This window comes from Kutzneria chonburiensis (assembly GCF_028622115.1).
In the GTDB taxonomy this organism is placed as follows: Bacteria; Actinomycetota; Actinomycetes; order Mycobacteriales; family Pseudonocardiaceae; genus Kutzneria; species Kutzneria chonburiensis.
Window position 1 is genome coordinate 9,816,606 of sequence record NZ_CP097263.1, and the last position, 16,259, is coordinate 9,832,864.

13 protein-coding genes are annotated in these 16,259 nt (G+C 67.8%); 7 read left to right on the top strand and 6 right to left on the bottom strand.

The window, feature by feature from the left end; genetic code table 11:
- Positions 1-60: 60 nt before the first annotated feature.
- Positions 61-603: an NADPH-dependent FMN reductase gene (locus tag M3Q35_RS45710; RefSeq protein WP_273938860.1), complete on the bottom strand. Its 543-nt coding sequence runs from the start codon at positions 601-603 to the stop codon at positions 61-63.
- Positions 604-702: 99 nt separating this feature from the next.
- Here M3Q35_RS45710 and M3Q35_RS45715 point away from each other — a divergent pair, with 99 nt between their 5' ends.
- Positions 703-1,059, top strand: coding sequence for a helix-turn-helix domain-containing protein (locus M3Q35_RS45715; protein ID WP_273944720.1), 357 nt, complete (start codon positions 703-705; stop codon positions 1,057-1,059).
- Positions 1,060-1,123: 64 nt separating this feature from the next.
- A complete protein-coding gene (locus tag M3Q35_RS45720; RefSeq protein ID WP_273938861.1) occupies positions 1,124-1,531 on the top strand; it encodes a VOC family protein in 408 nt (135 codons plus the stop codon).
- 68 nt (positions 1,532-1,599) lie between these two features.
- On the opposite strand, the gene M3Q35_RS45725 is transcribed toward M3Q35_RS45720, so the two are convergent.
- Positions 1,600-2,865, bottom strand: a complete 1,266-nt coding sequence (locus M3Q35_RS45725) for an alginate lyase family protein (protein WP_273938862.1) — start codon at positions 2,863-2,865, stop codon at positions 1,600-1,602.
- A gap of 259 nt (positions 2,866-3,124) precedes the next feature.
- Between M3Q35_RS45725 and M3Q35_RS45730 the strand changes: the two genes are divergently transcribed.
- The 3 genes from M3Q35_RS45730 (at position 3,125) to M3Q35_RS45740 (ending at position 7,813) form a co-directional block, all read left to right on the top strand.
- A complete protein-coding gene (locus tag M3Q35_RS45730) occupies positions 3,125-5,797 on the top strand; it encodes a lectin (protein ID WP_273938863.1) in 2,673 nt (890 codons plus the stop codon).
- Positions 5,798-5,903: 106 nt separating this feature from the next.
- Positions 5,904-6,878 (top strand): hypothetical protein, encoded by a 975-nt coding sequence (locus tag M3Q35_RS45735; protein WP_273938864.1) that lies wholly within the window; start codon positions 5,904-5,906, stop codon positions 6,876-6,878.
- On the top strand, positions 6,875-7,813 hold the full coding sequence (locus M3Q35_RS45740) for a serine/threonine-protein kinase (RefSeq protein WP_420704737.1): 939 nt from the start codon (positions 6,875-6,877) through the stop codon (positions 7,811-7,813). Before M3Q35_RS45735 ends, M3Q35_RS45740 begins: the two co-directional genes overlap by 4 nt.
- Positions 7,814-8,348: 535 nt before the next feature.
- On the opposite strand, the gene M3Q35_RS45745 is transcribed toward M3Q35_RS45740, so the two are convergent.
- The 3 genes from M3Q35_RS45745 to M3Q35_RS45755 all read right to left on the bottom strand — a co-directional run bounded on the left by M3Q35_RS45745 (position 8,349) and on the right by M3Q35_RS45755 (position 12,817).
- The gene (locus tag M3Q35_RS45745) at positions 8,349-9,449 is read right to left on the bottom strand and encodes an HNH endonuclease signature motif containing protein (protein WP_273938866.1); all 1,101 of its coding nucleotides are present in this window, start codon (positions 9,447-9,449) and stop codon (positions 8,349-8,351) included.
- A gap of 442 nt (positions 9,450-9,891) precedes the next feature.
- Positions 9,892-11,691 carry an anthranilate synthase family protein gene (locus M3Q35_RS45750; protein ID WP_273938868.1) on the bottom strand — a complete coding sequence of 600 codons (1,800 nt, stop codon included), beginning with the start codon at positions 11,689-11,691 and terminating at the stop codon, positions 9,892-9,894.
- A gap of 154 nt (positions 11,692-11,845) precedes the next feature.
- On the bottom strand, positions 11,846-12,817 hold the full coding sequence (locus tag M3Q35_RS45755; protein ID WP_273938869.1) for a magnesium transporter CorA family protein: 972 nt from the start codon (positions 12,815-12,817) through the stop codon (positions 11,846-11,848).
- Between the two features lie 68 nt (positions 12,818-12,885).
- On the opposite strand from M3Q35_RS45755, the gene M3Q35_RS45760 reads away from it, so the two are divergent.
- Together M3Q35_RS45760 and M3Q35_RS45765 are read left to right on the top strand one after the other, a co-directional pair.
- A complete protein-coding gene (locus M3Q35_RS45760; protein ID WP_273944722.1) occupies positions 12,886-14,253 on the top strand; it encodes a serine hydrolase domain-containing protein in 1,368 nt (455 codons plus the stop codon).
- 25 nt (positions 14,254-14,278) lie between these two features.
- Positions 14,279-14,581: a zinc-ribbon domain-containing protein gene (locus tag M3Q35_RS45765; protein ID WP_273938870.1), complete on the top strand. Its 303-nt coding sequence runs from the start codon at positions 14,279-14,281 to the stop codon at positions 14,579-14,581.
- 78 nt (positions 14,582-14,659) lie between these two features.
- On the opposite strand, the gene M3Q35_RS45770 is transcribed toward M3Q35_RS45765, so the two are convergent.
- Positions 14,660-16,237 carry a DUF3558 domain-containing protein gene (locus M3Q35_RS45770; RefSeq protein WP_273938871.1) on the bottom strand — a complete coding sequence of 526 codons (1,578 nt, stop codon included), beginning with the start codon at positions 16,235-16,237 and terminating at the stop codon, positions 14,660-14,662.
- Between the last annotated feature and the right edge of the window lie 22 nt (positions 16,238-16,259).

Sequence of the window (16,259 nt, forward strand, 5' to 3'; positions counted from 1 at the left end):
TGACACACCGGCAAGGTAACCGCCGTGATCGTCCAGCGGTAATCGACCGTGTGCGTTCGGTCAGACCTTGGCGGTCACGGCGAGCAGTGCTCGCAGTGAAGTGGCGACGCCGGTGGATTCGAGCTCGGCCGCCAGCTCACCGGTGAGCAGCTCGTGGTCGCCGGTCAGCCGGGCTTCGTTCACGAACACGCCCGGGCCGGGCACGGTCGCGCCGAGCTCGACGAGCACGGGCCGCAGGTGCAGGTCGACGGCCAGGGCGTGCTTGTCGGCCGCGGCGACCATCAGCGGCAGGGCGACGATGCCCTTCAACGCGCCGCCGGGGGCCTGGTCGAGCACGGCCTTGAGCAGGCCGGTGTAGGTCGCCTTGTACGTGGGGGAGGCCACCACCAGCACATTCGTGGCCGTCAGCGCGGTCAGCGCGGCTTTCACGTCGGTCGCGCCCGGGGTGAAGACCTGCTGGGCCAGTTCGGCGGCGTCGACCACCGGGCCTGTCTCGATGCCGCCGACGACGCGCTGCACGGCGTCGCGTAGCGCCAGGGCGGCGTTGAGGGTGCGGGAAGCGGGACGGGGGTTGCCGACGAGCACGCCGCTGGTGATGGACATGCCCCGAGCATCCTCATCCCGCCGGGCCGCCCGCAAGCGTTCCCATCATGTGGTGTGATCAGGCCCGTGAGTCGGGGCGTGGAGGACACCAACCGCCGCATGCTGCGGGCCAGGGACACCATGGACCGGCACTACGCCGAGCCGCTGGACGTGGCCGCGCTGGCCCGTGTCGCACACGTGTCGCCGGCGCACTTCGCCCGCACCTTCCGGGCCACCTTCGGCGAGACCCCGCACCGCTACCTCCAGCGCCGCCGGGTCGAGCGGGCGATGTTCCTGCTGCGGTCCGGCGATCGCAGCGTGACCGACATCTGCGTTGAGGTCGGCTTCACCAGCCTCGGCACGTTCAGCCGCACCTTCCGCGACATCGTCGGCGAGACCCCGTCGGCCTACCGGGCCCGAGGACCGCTCGCTCCCGTGCCGACCTGTTTCGCCATGTCCTGGATGCGCCCGCACTGAGCAGTCCTGGATTGGGCAGTTTTGGATAAGCGAGGGCCCGTTGGTCGCCACTAACGTCTGCGACATGTTCAACGCGCTCACCATTTCCCAGATCTTCGTGCTCGACCAGGACCAGGCGCTCGACTTCTACGTCGGCAAGCTCGGTCTCGAGGTCCACACCGACGCCGACCTCGGCTTCATGCGCTGGCTCACGATCAACGTGCCCGGCCAGCCCGACCGCGAGATCCTGCTGGAGCGCCCGGGCGCGCCCCGGATGGACGACGCGACCGCCGACCAGGTGCGGGAGCTGCTCACCAAGGGCGCGATGGCCGGCACGCTGTTCTTCACCACCGACGACTGCCAGAAGACGTACGAGACCCTGCTGGCCAAGGGCGTCGAGTTCACCGACGAGCCGACCAAGCGCGACTACGGCATCGACTGCGGCCTGCGCGACCCCTTCGGCAACGCCATCCGCTTCTCCCAGCCGCTGTGACCCCATGCAGGGAAGGACGCCTTGCCTGCGTCCAATGCAGGTAAGGCGTCCTTCCCTGCATCACAGGGTCACTTCAGCGGCGGGTCGAGGGAGGTGACGCCGGGGCGGATCGGCCAGAGGTCGCCCAGCGCCGGCACCGGCGTCTTGGCGATGGCCGCGCCGGCCGCCTTGTCGCCGGCCTGCTCGCTCGCGGCGTGGAAGATGTCCACCGCGATCGACTGGTCGAACACGTTGATCTGCTGGTACGGCCAGGCAGTCTGACCCTGCTCGGCGGCCGGGATCAGGAAGTCGACCGCCTTGAGCAGGTTGCCGCCGTTGGGTCCGGTGTAGTGCCACAGGTCGATGCCGAGGTTCTTGCCGATCTCGGCCAGCCGGCCCAGCGCGACCAGGTTGAAGTTGCTGTAGTGCCAAGACATCGTGCGCGACAGCTCGAGCGGCTGGCTGCCGTCCGGCTTGATCTGCTTGTCGATCCGGTTGGTCTTGACCGACTGCACGATGCTCTTGGCCAGTGACGTGTTGCCGATGTAGACGGCCATGGCGGCGTTCTGCTGGTCGATGAAGCTGCCGTGGTTGTTGGTGGCGGCCAGTTCCAGCTTGGCCTGCGGGCTGGTCTGCATCCAGTTCAGGAACTTGCCGAACCACGACTTCAGTCCGCTGGAGTCCTTGCCGCTCCAGCCGGGCGCCCCCGACTCCAGCACGGTGATCGCGTCCAGCACCTGGGTCAGGCTCTGCGACGAGTCGATGATGCCGGTGCCGGAGATCTTGGTGCTGCACGGGATGATCTGCGCGAAGTTCAGGTTCGGGTTCATTGCCGTGGCCGGGTTGAGGAACCACGTGCGGATGTCCAGCTCGGCCCGCGCCGCGTAACGCGCGTCGCCGCTGTAGTACCAGGCCAGCGCCAGGTCGCGGATCGCGTCCCAGGCCACCATCCGGTAGGTGTGGTCGGTGATCGCGTCGGCCTCGGGGTTGCGCTGGCCGTCCTTGTTGACGTACGGGCAGCCCTGCGGGTTGTCCGGCGTCTTGGGACCGGCCCACCAGTACGGGGCCTGGCTCATGTAGTCGTGCTTGTCGCCGCTCGGCGGCGTCTGCGGCTTGTCCATCACCGACCACGGGCCGGCCTTCAGGTCCGCGTCGGCCGCCTTGAGCAGCAGCGTGTACGCGGAGCGGGTCGCCTGGGACGCGGTGCCGTGCATGAGCTGGGTCTTGGTGGCGGCCAGCGCATGGCCGTCGATCACCACGGTGTGCGGGGTTTTCACAGTGGCCGCGTCGGCGCCCAACGGGGCCACGAGCAGGCCCAGCGTTGTCGCCAGCGCCGCACCGAGCTTTCCGATCACCTATCCACGTCCTCACGAGGAGAGGGCCGCACTCGTGCCCGTGAGCAGGCGAGCGCGGCAATGCGGTGGCGAGCGGCAGTGCTTTTGTACGCGGGGAAACCGGTGTGGTCAACGGGTCCGCGGCGTTGTCCGGTTCGTCCATGGGCCGATCGGCCCACAAGATCGCGCACCCATGATCGGCCGGTCGGCGGTGCGGGATGCGTTTTCCGCCGCCGATTCTGCTTTTCGACAACGATGTCATCGCAGAAGGGCGAACTTGATGACGTCTACCCCGAGGCTGGCGTTGGCCGCGCTGGCGACCCTGCTCTTACCCCTGCTCCAGACACCCTACGCGGCAGCGGCGCCGCATGATCTGGTGGCCGACCCCGCATCCGCCGTGAACCCGTTCATCGGCACCACCAACGAGGCTGACGACTTCCCCGGCGCCGACGCGCCGTTCGGCATGGTCCAGTGGAGCCCGGACACGCCCAACCGCCCGGCCGGCGGCGGCTACGAGTACGGCGACAACGAGATCATCGGCTTCAGCCTCAACCACATCTCCGGCCCCGGCTGCGGCGCCATGGGCGACGTGCCCTTCCTGCCCACCACCGGCGCGGTCACCGGCACCACCAACGCCCGCTTCTCGCACGCCAACGAGCAGGCCGACGCCGGGTACTACAAGGTCAAGTTCGACACCGGCATCACCACCGAGCTGACCGCGACGACCCGCTCGGGCATGGGGCGCTTCACCTTTCCGGCGACCACCCAGGCCAACCTGATGCTCAAGCTGAACGGCAGCCAGAACGCCGTCAGCAACACCACGTTCTCCATCGTCAACAACACCGAGGTGGTCGGTTCGGTCACCACCGGCCACTTCTGCGGCGCCAGCCCGACGTACACGATGTACTTCGCGGCCAAGTTCGACCGGCCGTTCACCAGCACCGGCACCTTCCAGCAGAACCTGACGCCGGCGAAGACCAACTCCCGCCCGGGCTCGAAGATCCAGCCCAAGTCGCTCAGCGCGACGCCGAACGTGACCGGGCCGACCGGCGAGTACCTGACCTTCGACACCACGGCCAACCAGGTCGTGCAGGCCAAGGTCGGCATCTCCTACGTGTCGACGGCCAACGCCCAGGGCAATCGGGACACCGAGAACCCGCAGTGGGACTTCGACGGGGTTCACCAGGCCACGCACGCGGCGTGGAACTCGATGCTGGGCAAGATCGCCGTCGGCGGCGGCACCGCCGCCCAGCAGCAGACCTTCTACACCGCGCTCTACCATTCCCTGCTGCACCCGAACGTGTACTCGGATTCGAACGGCCAGTACGTCGGATTCGACAACCAGGTGCACACGATGCCGGCCGGGCACGCCCAGTACGCCAATATCTCCGGCTGGGACATCTATCGTTCGCAGGCCCAGTTATCGGCATTGGTGGCGCCCGACCGGGCCAGTGACATGGCGCAGTCCATGGTGTTCGACTATCAGCAGAGCGGCATGCTGCCGAAGTGGTCGTTGAACAACGGCGAGACGTACGTGATGGTCGGCGATCCCGGCACCGCCATTCTGGCCGACTACTACGCCTTCGGCGCCCGCAATTTCGACACCACCACGGCGTTGAACGCCATGGTCCACGAGGCGTCGACCCAGAACAACATCCGCCCTGGTCAGAACTACCTGACCACGCCGGGTTATCTGCCGGCCAACGGCCTGTGGAACTGCTGCAACCTGTATGGCGCGGTGTCGACGCACCTGGAGTACAACACCGCCGACTTCGCCCTGTCGGCCTTTGCCGGCGCGCTGGGTGACACGGCGAACCAGACGAAGTACGTCAACCGGGCCCAGCAGTGGATCAACCTGTTCAACCCGACGAACCATCTCGTCCAGCCCCGCCAGGTCGACGGCACCTGGACCGCCCCGTTCGATCCGGCCGGGCCGTTGAACATGGTCGAGGGCACCTCGTACCAGTACACCGGCATGGTCCCGTTCAACATTCACGGCCTGGCCTCGGCCTTTGGCGGAAATGCCAATTACGTCGGCTACCTGAACAACGTGCTGTCGACCTTCTCCGGGGCCGGCGGCAAGGCTGATCTCTACAACGAGCCCAGCCTCGCGCTGCCGTGGGAGTACGACTACGTGGGGCAGCCGTACCGGACGCAGCAGGTGGTTCGGCAGGTTCAGGCCGAGCACTTCACGGCGACGCCGGGCGGTCTCGGCCACGGCAACGACGACCTGGGCACCATGAGCGCCTGGTACGTGTGGTCGGCGCTGGGCATGTTCCCGGAGACGCCCGGCACCGCCGACCTGGCGTTGGGCAGCCCGGTGTTCCCGCAGGCCGTGATCACGCTCGGGTCGGGGAACACGCTGACGATCAACGCGCCGCAGGCCGCCGACAACGCGCCGTACGTGCAGTCGTTGTCCCTCAATGGATCCACGTGGAACAACGCATTCCTGCCGCCGTCAATCGTCAACACCGGTGGGACGCTTGACTATGTGCTGGGCACCGCCGCCAACACGTCGTGGGCCGCGTCCTCCCCGCCGCCGTCCTACTCCGGCACGGGCAACCCGTACGTGAAGATCGGGCCCATCAGCTCGGGTTTCGCCGGCAAGTGCGCCGACGACAACGCCAGCAACATCGCCAATTTCAACCCGATCCAGCTGTGGGACTGCAACGGCACCAACGCCCAGCGCTGGGCCGCGCCCGGCGACGGCTCGCTGCAGACCATGGGCAAGTGTCTTGACGTGAACAACTCCGGCCTCGTCAACGGCGTCAAGGTGCAGCTCTACGACTGCAACGGCACCGGCGCGCAGCAGTGGCGGGTGCAGGGGGCGTCGCTGGTCAATCCGGAGTCCGGGCGCTGCCTCGACGACCCCGGTTCCACCCTGACCAACGGCACCCAGCTGCAGATCTGGGAGTGCAACAACACCAACGCCCAGCACTGGGCCCTGCCCTAGCGCCACCCCGGCCGGCCGTTTGCGCAAACGGCCGGCCGGGGTGAGTCCGGGTCTCGGTTCTGCGCTGTTCGGGCTACCACCCGTGCCTCGGCGATACAGTGGCTCCGTGGACGGTGTCGGCGCGCTGGTGATCGGCCTGCTCTCTGGACTGCACAGCGCGTTCGGACTGCGGGTCTGCAATGGTGACTGGCTGCTGACGACCGCGCTGGCCGGTGGCCTGTTCGCGCTGGCCCCGATCGCCGCGGCGATGCTGGTGGCGCTGATTCGCAAGGTCAGCGGCAACAACTACCACCCCGGCATGGTGATCCTGTTCACGGCCATCGGCGTGGTCGGCAACCTCTTGCTGCCTTTCTCCGCCTTCGCCGGCGCCACCGCCGCCCTCCAGCACCCGGCACGGCTGTCCGGCGGCGAGAGCCTCAGGGACAGCTTCTGCTACGTCCTGTCGCAGCAGAACGACCTGCTCGGCGGCTCCCCCGAGGCCGCCAGGGCCATCACCGGCGCCGGCGAGCCCGTCCGCTGGCTGGCCATCGCGTCGTTGATCGTCGTGCCGGCCTTCGTGCTGTTCTGGATCACCCGCCAGGCCAAGAACGCCTTCCGCGGCGGCGCCCGTTGGCCCGCCCGGCTGTACTACGCCCCGTTCGTGATCCTCGTGTTCTCCACCCTGAGCCTGCCGGCCGGCGTCGTCGGTCTCCTGTGGCTCGGCTTCTTGCCGGTGAGCGCCGTCGGCGTACTGGCCGTGAAACTCCTCGGCACCCCCAGCGACGCCGTGCTGCACCCGTCGAAGGCTGACTCCTTGAGCGAGCAGCGCCCCGTGCCCCCTTCGCCGCCTCCGGCCAAGCCGCAGGTCCAGGGGGCTTCGGCGCAGGCCGCCATGCCCCGTCAGAACCCGGCCACGCAGACCGCCATGCCCCGTCAGAACCCCGCTGCTGCCGCCCCTCGGCCCAATCCGCCGACCCAGATGTACAGCCAGGCCCAGCCTTTGGCCCAGCAGCCACCCCTCGCCCTGTGCCGCCGCGGCCTTTGCCGCCCGCCACCCGCGTCCAGCCCGCCGGCCCTTCGCTCGCCGGCGGCCTCGCCATGACCCCCGGCCCTCTCCCTTGGGCCACCCCGCCGGCTCCTGACCCCGACAAGACCGTTTACAACCCGCTCGACGCCCCGACCAAGTTCGACAGCACCGGCGACTCTTTCGGCGGCCGTTTCCGTCGCATCCGCCAGCTCGGCGCCGGCGGCTTCGGCAAGGTGTGGCTGGCGATGGACAGCAACCTCAACCGCCAGGTCGCCATCAAGATCGCCCACACCTCGGACGCCGACACCCAGGAGCGCATGTACCGCGAGGCCCGTGCCCTCGCTGCCGTGCGCCATGAGAACTGTGTCCATGTCTACGACATCCTCGAAGAGGACGACGGCATGGCCATCATCATGGAGTACGTCGAGGGCATGTCTCTGGCCCAGACCATGCAGCGCAACGGTCTCTTGGACGACATCACCGCCGCCCGCCTCTGGTCCACCCTCGCCGGCGCTCTCAGCGCCGCCCATGAGAAGTCCGTGTTGCACCGGGACCTCAAGCCTTCCAACGTCATCATCGATCCCGAGGGCATTCCCCACCTCATCGACTTCGGCTTGGCCCGGCGTCGCGGCGACTCCACCCTCACCGCCACCGGCATGATGATGGGCACCCCCGACTACCTTGCCCCCGAGGTCGCCCGCGGCGAGACCGCCAGCCCCGCTTCCGACGCTTGGCAGCTGGCCGCCACCGTCAGCTACGCCCTCACCGGCCATCCCCCTCGCGGCACCCGCGAGAACCCCATGGCCGCCCTGCTCGCCGGCGCCAACGCCGAGCCCAACACCAAGCTCCCCGAGCGTTCCGTCCACCGCCGCCTCCTCATGGCCTCCCTGGACAAGGACCCCGCCCACCGCCCCACCTTGGGCCGTGTCCAGCAACAGCTGGACGGTTGGCTGGCCAACTCCGGCGTCGCCCAGCGAGGCCCCGTAACCACCGTGACCCGCCGCATCTAGTGGTGTAGTTCGAGGTCGGCACGAGCCCCCCAGACTCGCGCGGCCGCAAGTGCGTTCAAGGGCCGCAGCTGAGATGGGTGCGCGCGTTAGGTGGTGCGACTGTAGGTGTGTTGATGGGTTGCGCTTACTGATGGCTTCGGAGGGCCTGGTTGGCCTGAGGCCTTGGAGCACGGAGGTGCGGCCATAGGCCGCCAGTGAGGTGAGTGGGGCTGTGTGCGTAAGCGGTGGGCCCACGGTGGCGGATGTGGTGTGCCATCAACGGGTCGCTAGGGCGCGAGATGCCAAGGGAAAGCGGTGAGCAAAAACCACCACATGTCGGCCCAAAAACAACACCCCCTCGAAACGCACGCGCCCCAACGAACGCAACCATCGGACTGGACCACAACCTGAGGCGCCCACGGTGCCAAGGGGCAAGGCCGCGACGGCCCCGATGTCTGTCCACCCGTGGTCTAGCCGTCGTGGCCGCGGCAGCGGCGCCGCCAGGCCCGTGGCCTTCGCTGACCGACACCTGGTGCTCGAAAGCTTGGAGAGCTCCCTAGAACGGGGGTTCCTCAACAGGCTCCGGCTTAGTCGTGTAGGTCAGCCCCCACCGCGTCTCCAGCGTCGTCGTGCCATCGTCCGCGATGGTGACCTTCGCCTTGGTCGCGTGCTTGTACCGATGATGCTTTCGATCCAACGGCCCGAGATTCGTCCCGGTCGACTTGCCTTCCGGCCAAGCGACGGCGTGATCGATGTCGCAGGACCGCGAGGGATGCGAGCAGCACGGCATCACACACGTCCTGTGCCGGGTGCGGATGAACCGGTCCACATCGGCCTTCGGTCGGTAGATCTCCGGGCTGTACTCCAGCAGCTGCCCGGCCTTGTCGGTCAGCAGCCGGTGAAACACGGTGCCCGGGTGGGACATCAGCTCCCGAACGACCGGTGCCGGGATCAACTGACCGGCGTCCAACTGGCCCGGCCGCTCATCCACACCGAGCAGAGCGGTGATCGGCACAGTCACCTGAATCAACGGCTTCAAACCAGCAGTCTTCGGGTCCTCAAGGATCAACCCCGCCATCACATCCGCACGAACCTCATCGATCGTGCGCCCGTTTTTGGTTTCCTGTTGGGCGATCCGATCGATCTTGGTGTACATGGCCTGGGCGATCTCGGCGGGTTGTTGGCAGGCCAGGGTGGCCATGCTGTCTTCTTCGTCGTAGATGACGACCTTGCGGTTGCGGCGGGCTTCTTCCCGCTTGAGGAAATGCAGCGCCGGGTCGGCCCGTTGCAGCCGGCCCAGCGACGAGCGGCGGAGTTGTTGCGGCGTGCGGCCGGCGGCGGTCGCCAGGGTGGCGCTCACCACCCGTTGAGCGAGCTCTTCGGGATAGAACCGCGTCGGATCGACGATGGCGTGGGCAGAGCGTTCGCTGATGATGCCGGCGGCCATGGCGTCGATGACGTCGGGGAAGAAGGTCTCGACGCGGGTGGCCCAGTCGACGTAGTCCTCGGCGTTGGAGGGCGAGAGTTGTAAGGCCAGGGCGAGGTCGGTGGCGACGTATTCGTCGGTGGCGATCTCGGCGGTGAGGCGGAGTTGCTCGGCGGCGAGTGCTCGTTTGTGGTGCTCGATCTCGATGATACGAGCGACTTTCCTGTCCATACCAGCAATTCTACGCCCGCCCAAAGATCGACTCGATGTGTGAGTATCGCTCGATAGGGTGAGAAGCTGTTGGGGGGCAATGGCTTTGGGTGACGAAAGCTGTGAGTGTTGTCGGGGAGGGGAGGGGAGGGGAGGGGAGGGGAGGGGAGGGGAAGGGAAGGGAAGGGAAGGGAAGGGAAGGAGAGGCGGGGGAAGGGAAGGCGGGAGGGGAGAGGGAAGGAGAGGGAAGGAGAGGGAAGGAGAGGCGGGGAAGGGAAGGCGGGAGGGGAGAGGGAAGGAGAGGGAAGGAGAGGGAAGGAGAGGCGGGGGAAGGGAAGGCGGGAGGGGAGAGGGAAGGAGAGGTAGGGGAAGGAGGGAAGGGGCAACGGAAAGGAATGTGGGGCAAGGGAAGTGGGCGGGACGTGTCGGTGTGGGCACGTCCCGCCCACCCCCTTCCATTCGGCTACTCCGACGGGTGCAGAAGGTCCCGCAGGAGCTGCTCCAAGATGTCGATGCCGTGCTCGGTCAACACGGACTCGGGATGGAACTGGGTGGAGGCGAAGCCGGGCGCTCGGAGGGCGTGGACCTCCGAGGTCGAAGGGTCGGCGCAGATCTCTGTGCCCGGCACGGTGCCGGTGGCGACGAACGTGGAGTAGAAGCCGACTCGCTGGGGCTGGCCGAAGAAGGTGATCTCGCGCTGAACACCTTGGTACGGAAGGGCTTTGCGGATCAACGGGAAGCCGAGCAGCGACGAGAGGACCTGGTGGCCCAGGCAGATGGCGAGCAGGGGAGTGCCGGACTCCAGAACCTCGAGGATGTGGCGGCGGAGGGCGGCGATCTTGGGGGAAGAGTGTTCACGGGGATCGCCGGGGCCGGGGCCGGCGATGACCAGGTCGTGGCCGGACAACATGCCCACGGAGTCGTGCATGGCGATCGACACGGTGAAGCCCAAGGTCTGCAACAGGTGCGACAGCATGGCGGTGAAGGTGTCCTCGCCATCGATGACCAGCACGCTACGGCCGGCGAACGGGGCGTCAAAGGACGCGTGCTGGTCCAGCCAAAAGCGGGCGAGGCGGTCATTGCGGGCCGCCAAAGCGCTGAGCACCTGGACGTCCTGGGCGAAGGATGGGGTGTCAAGAGTGGCTACGGACTGGCCGTGCAACGCGGACAGGACGCCGGCAGCCTTGGCGTAGGTCTCGGCGATCTCGTTCTCGGGCAAGGAATTCCGCACGAGGGTAGCACCTACGGCTACCTGGAGGGAGCCGGACGGCGAGATCTCGGCGGTACGGATCATGATCGGGGCGTCCAAAGAGGACCCATTCGGACCGATCAAGGCGAGCACCCCGGCGTAGTAACCCCGACCTCGCTGCTCATATCGGGCTATCACGCGGCAGGCGTTCTCAAGGGGACTGCCGGTGACGGTAGGGGCGAACATGGTCTCGCGGAGCACATCCCGAACGTCCACAGTGGTCTGACCGGCCAGCAGGTACTCGGTGTGGGTGAGGCGGGACATCTCCTTGAGGTACGGCCCGAGCACCCGCCCACCCCGGGCGGCGACGCGGGCCATCATCTTCAACTCCTCGTCGACGACCATGTACAGCTCGTCGGTCTCCTTGCTGTCGGCCAGAAACTCCAACAGCTCCGAGCGGTCGGGCTGGCCGGAAGGATGACGGTAGGTGCCGCTGATGGGGTTCATCATGGCGATGCCGTCGCTCACGGACACGTGCCGCTCGGGGGTCGCGCCGACGAACGTGCGATCCCCGGTGTTCACGAGGAACGTCCAGTAGGCGCCGCGCTCGGAGATCAACAACCGCCGGAAGACGGCCAGCGCGGTCGCCGGGGTGTATGAGGGAATCGTTGCGGTATAAGTACGTTTGATGACGAAGTTCGCCCCGGCGCCCTGCCCGATCTCCTCGGCCAGCACCTTGCGCACGATCTCGCCGTAGCTGGCGTCATCGATGTCGAAGCCGGCGTCGACCAGCGAGAAAGGCACATCGGGCACGCGTTCCAACACCTCGTCCAAGCTGACGGTCTCGCGTTCACAAACCCGCAAGACGAGCAACTCGGCCCCGTCGTCCACGCACTCGAAGCCACGCTCGGCGATCTGCCGATAGGGCACGATCGCCAGGACCTCGTTGGAAGACAACGGAATATCAGCCAGTGAAGGCACGGACACCACGTCACCGACGAGCACGTCGACGGTGTCGGGGGAGCGGCGGAGCAGGGCGTAGGCGGAGAAGTCGAAGATCCGGTCGAGTAGCACAGCAGGCTCCTTGACAATAGAGCCGCCACAACCGAAACGGGCAAACAAAAAGGCCGCCTCGGATGAGACGGCCACGGGGTGCGCGTGGGAGTGGGCCGCCTACCAGGCGGGCCACCAGTTCATGTTCTGACGCGCGGACACGACGCACAACCTACTACAGCCACCCGCGTCGCCGGAAGGACCACCACAGTCCGACCGACGCGACCACGATCACCAGCGTCGACACCCAGAAGCCCCACTCGGTGTTGATGCCGGGGTAGGTGATGTTCTGCCCGTAGAAACCGGTGATCAGCGTGGGCACCGCGATGATCGCGGCCCAGCTGGTGACCTTCTTCATGATCACGTTGAGCTGGTTGCTCTGCACGGTGAGCTCGGTCTCGCGCAGCGTGGCGGCCAGGTCACGCAGCGCCTCGATGCGGCCGGCGGTCTTCAGCACGTGGTCCTGGACGTCCCCGAAGTACGGCCGCATGGTGCGGTCGACGAGGTGTGACCCGTGCCGCAACACGCCTTCCAGCACCTCACGCATCGGTCCGGCGACCTTCCGCAGAGCCATCAGGCTGCGCCGCAGGCGATACGACTCGCGCTGTAGGGGCTGAAGATCGACCTGCTCGGCGAACAGGGCCTCCTCGACCTGCTCGATACGCTCGTCGAGGACCTGCACGGCGTCGATGTGGCTGTCCACGATGAAGTCGAGCACCCCGTGCAGCAGGAAGGCCACGCCGCTCTTGGCCAGGTCGGCGTTGGTGTCCCAGCGGGCGACGACCTTGTCGATGTCGAAGTGCGGGTCCTTGCGCACGGTGACCAGCGCGGTCGGCGTGATGAACACGGAGATCTCGCTGGTGCTCAGCCGCATCGTCGTCGGATCGATGGTTGCCAGGTAGGCGGCCAGGAACAGGTGCGACTCGTAGTGGTCGAGCTTGGGCCGCTGGTGCTCGTGCACGGCGTCCTCCACGGCCAGCCGGTGCAGCCCGAGCTCCTCGCTGATGGTGGCCAGATCCGATTCGTCCGGTTCGCACATGTCCAGCCACAGGGTCACGCCCGGTTCGGCCAGGTGGTCGGAGATCTCCGCGGGGTTGAAGTCCCGCGCCTCGAGGACGCCGTTACGGTAGAGCCGGGTGCGAGCCATGGCTGCCAGGCTAACGGCCTCACCTCCGCCGCTGAGCTGCTGTAGACGGAAGGACCCCTGGCGTGCCGATCGAACCCCTGCTGCCCTCCACCGGGCGCGCCCTGCTCCACCGAGTCGCCGCCGAGCAGTCGTCCAAGCGGGCGCCGTCCCTGGCCGCCGCGGTGGTGCGGGACGGCCAGATCGTGTGGAGCGGCGGCCGCGGCCGTGTCGCGGGCGTGGTGCCCGACGCCGACACGCAGTACCGCATCGGCTCCATCACCAAGACGTTCGTCGCCGCGCTGGTGATGCGGCTGCGCGACGAGGGCAAGGTGGAGCTGAACGCCCCGTACGACAAGTACGTGCCGGGCACGGCGTTCGGTGACGTGACCGTGGCTCAGCTGCTGGCCCACGCCAGCGGCATCACGGCCGAGTCGCCGGGCCTGTGGTGGGAGCGCACGCCGGGGGTGGAGTGGCCGGAGATGGCCGAGCGGGTCGGCCAGGCGGAGCTCAAGCACCGCCCGGGCCGCCGGTTCCACTACTCCAACCTGGGTTACGGCGCGCTCGGCGAGCTGGTGTCCCGCCTGCGCGGCGTGAGCTGGCTGGACGCCGTGCGTACGGAGCTGTTGCAGCCGCTGGGCATGACCCGCACCACGCCGATGCCGGAGAAGCCGCACGCCGAGGGCCTGGCCGTGCACCCCTGGGCCGACGTTCTGCTGCCGGAGCCGGCGCACGACGCCGTGTCGATGGCCCCGGCCGGGCAGCTGTGGTCGACGCTGACCGACCTGGCCCGCTGGGCCCGCTTCGTCGGCGGTGACACGGGCGGCGTGCTGCGCCCGGACACCGTGGCCGAGATGCGGGAGCCGGCCGTTGTCGAGGACGGTGAGCAGTGGACCGGCGGCTACGGCCTCGGCTTCCAGCTGGCCCGCAACCGCAACCGCAAGCTGGCCGGGCACACCGGTTCGATGCCGGGCTTCCTGGCCACGGTGTGGACGCACGCCGAGTCCGGCACGGCGGCGATCGCCATGACCAACACGACCACCGGCGTCGACGTGCCGTCGCTGTGCGCCGACCTGATCGACATCCTGGCCACGATGGAGCCGCCGATCCCGGTCGAGTGGACGCCGCTGCCCGAGGCCGATCCGGAGCTGCTGGCCCTGACCGGCACCTGGTACTGGGGTCCGGCGCCGCGGGCGCTGCGGCTGCTGCACGACGGCTGGATCAGCCTCACGCCGATCACCGGCGGGGGCGGTCGGGCGTCGCGGTTCCGGCCGACCGGCAGGGACACGTGGATCGGTTTGGACGGCTACTACGCCGGCGAGACGCTGCACGTGGTGCGTCGTCCCGACGGCGCCGTCAGCCATCTCGACCTGGCCACGTTCATCTTCAGCCGGGAGCCGTACGAGGCGGCGGCCGAGATTCCCGGTGGAGTCGACCCGAACGGGTGGCAGGCGCTGTAATATCCGCCCAAAGTCCGATCAAGGGGTGGAGAAAACCGTGTTCTTCCTGATCTGGGGTACCCGCAGAACCGTGCAGCAGCTGCTGATGACGATGCTGGTGTGCAACAACTGCCACAACCCGGCGGCGCACGCGCTGCGCAAGTTCGTCACGAAGTTCACGCTGTTCTTCGTCCCGCTGTTCCCGATCAACAGCCGCTACCAGCTCCAGTGCACGTACTGCGGCTACGCCAGCGAGCTGTCCAAGGAGCAGGCGCTGGCCCTGCAGTCGCAGCACGAGGTCGCCGCGCAGCAGCAGACCCAGCAGCAGCTGCCGCAGAACCTGGGCTGAAGATCAAGGGATCGAACCTGACGTTGAACGTCAGGAAGGGCCCCTTACTGACGTTCAACGTCAGTAAGGGGCCCTTCCTCACTTCACGTGATCGGCGATGATCTTGGCCATGACCTTGTCCAGGTCGTGCAGCTTGGTCACGTCGGCCACCGCGTCCTCGTTGCTGCCGCGTGGCGGACTGGCCTGGATGAGCCCGGCGATCATGCCCGGCTGGTTGATGTCGTTGTGCGGCGACACATAGATGTCGTACTCGTTGTAGGGAGCCTCACCGGGCTTGCCCGAGTGCACGGTGTTGGTGAACGACTTGGCCTGCTTGCCCGACACCGTGACCGTCTGAACGTTGGAGTACAGGTCCTCGCGGGCCCCGTACTTGGCCGGCGCGTACACCGTGGCCAGGTCGATGGTGATCGTCATGGCGTGCGTCGGCTCCACGAAGAAGCAGTGTTGGCCCCACACCACGGGTTTGTAGGCGTCGCCGAAGACTTCCTTGACCGCGTCGACGGCCAGCGCGCAGCCGATCGCCGGCTGGGTGTCGGTGCTGGGGAACCAGGCGTCGAACGAGGCCGGCAGCGTGAACGGCTGGTACGGCGCGCAGTTGCCGTCGTTCTGGGAGAAGTCGATGCAGGCGCCGACGGCGGCGGTGTCCGGCTCGTCGGGCTTGTACAGCAGCGGCCGCTGCGGCTTGGCGTTGCTCGGGGCCTGGCCGGCCAACGCCTTCTGGATCTTCACGGCCAGCGCGGTCGCCTTGTCGCAGCCCTTCAGCTTCACCTCGACGACGACGGTGTCGTACAGCTTGTCGGCCGAGCCGGACGGACCGAGGCCCCATTCGACGTAGCAGGAGGTGCTCATGTCGGAGACGTTGGCCGTCTTGTCGCCGACCTGCTTGGGCGTGCGGTTGGCCCCGGACAGCGGATCCGAGTCGTACTTGATTTCCACGTCGCCCAGGTCGCTCGACTTGCCGTTGCCGTCGTCCTGCCGGGCCGAGCAGCTGTCGTACGGCGACTGCGCCGAGTAGAAGTCCAGCGTGGTCTTCTTGGGGTCCAGGTCGGGCAGCGCCGCGGTGAGCAGCGAGCAGCCGTCCCAGCCGCCCAGCGGCCGCGAGGCCGGCATGGTGGCCGCGTCGGGGTTGCCCAGCTTGGCGATCACGCCGGCGGCGGCCAGCTTGACCTGGTTGCAGGCGTTGGCATTGGACCCGTACGCGGGCTGGTAGCGGACGGAGACCGACATGACGAAGCTGACCGGGATGTCGACGTCGCAGTCCTGGTGCCCGCCTAGCGACCGGTCGTCCAGGTAGGCCTTGGCGCCGGCGATGGTGACCGGCAGCTCGTGGTACTTGTTGCCGTACTCGGTCTTCTCGCCGACCAGCACGTCGACGGTGGCGTCCAGGATCCGGTCCGCGCTGAACGAGCAGGAGTGCGGCCCGCGGGAGATCGGGTGCGCGTTGCCGGGCAGGCCGGCGGCGGCCATGCCCGGTCCGTCCAGCAGCGCGCACGGGTCCAGCATGCGCAGCGCGTTGAGCACGGCCTCGCCGTCACGGTCCGGCGGGCCCTTGACCTTGCTCTGCGAGCCGAGGATCGGCTCGGCCCGGCCCTCGATCGCGTTGGCACATCCACCCAGTGTCAGTAGCGCCACGGCGGCGGCTACCCCCGAATCCACGACATGGATCGGACCCTAACAC

Bases quoted from the DNA above. Each gene is read 5' to 3' on its own strand.
- M3Q35_RS45710 (WP_273938860.1), bottom strand. From the start codon at position 603: ATGTCCATCACCAGCGGCGTGCTCGTCGGCAACCCCCGTCCCGCTTCC.
- M3Q35_RS45715 (WP_273944720.1), top strand. From the start codon at position 703: ATGCTGCGGGCCAGGGACACCATGGACCGGCACTACGCCGAGCCGCTG.
- M3Q35_RS45720 (WP_273938861.1), top strand. From the start codon at position 1,124: ATGTTCAACGCGCTCACCATTTCCCAGATCTTCGTGCTCGACCAGGAC.
- M3Q35_RS45730 (WP_273938863.1), top strand. From the start codon at position 3,125: ATGACGTCTACCCCGAGGCTGGCGTTGGCCGCGCTGGCGACCCTGCTC.
- M3Q35_RS45740 (WP_420704737.1), top strand. From the start codon at position 6,875: ATGACCCCCGGCCCTCTCCCTTGGGCCACCCCGCCGGCTCCTGACCCC.
- M3Q35_RS45745 (WP_273938866.1), bottom strand. From the start codon at position 9,449: ATGGACAGGAAAGTCGCTCGTATCATCGAGATCGAGCACCACAAACGA.
- M3Q35_RS45755 (WP_273938869.1), bottom strand. From the start codon at position 12,817: ATGGCTCGCACCCGGCTCTACCGTAACGGCGTCCTCGAGGCGCGGGAC.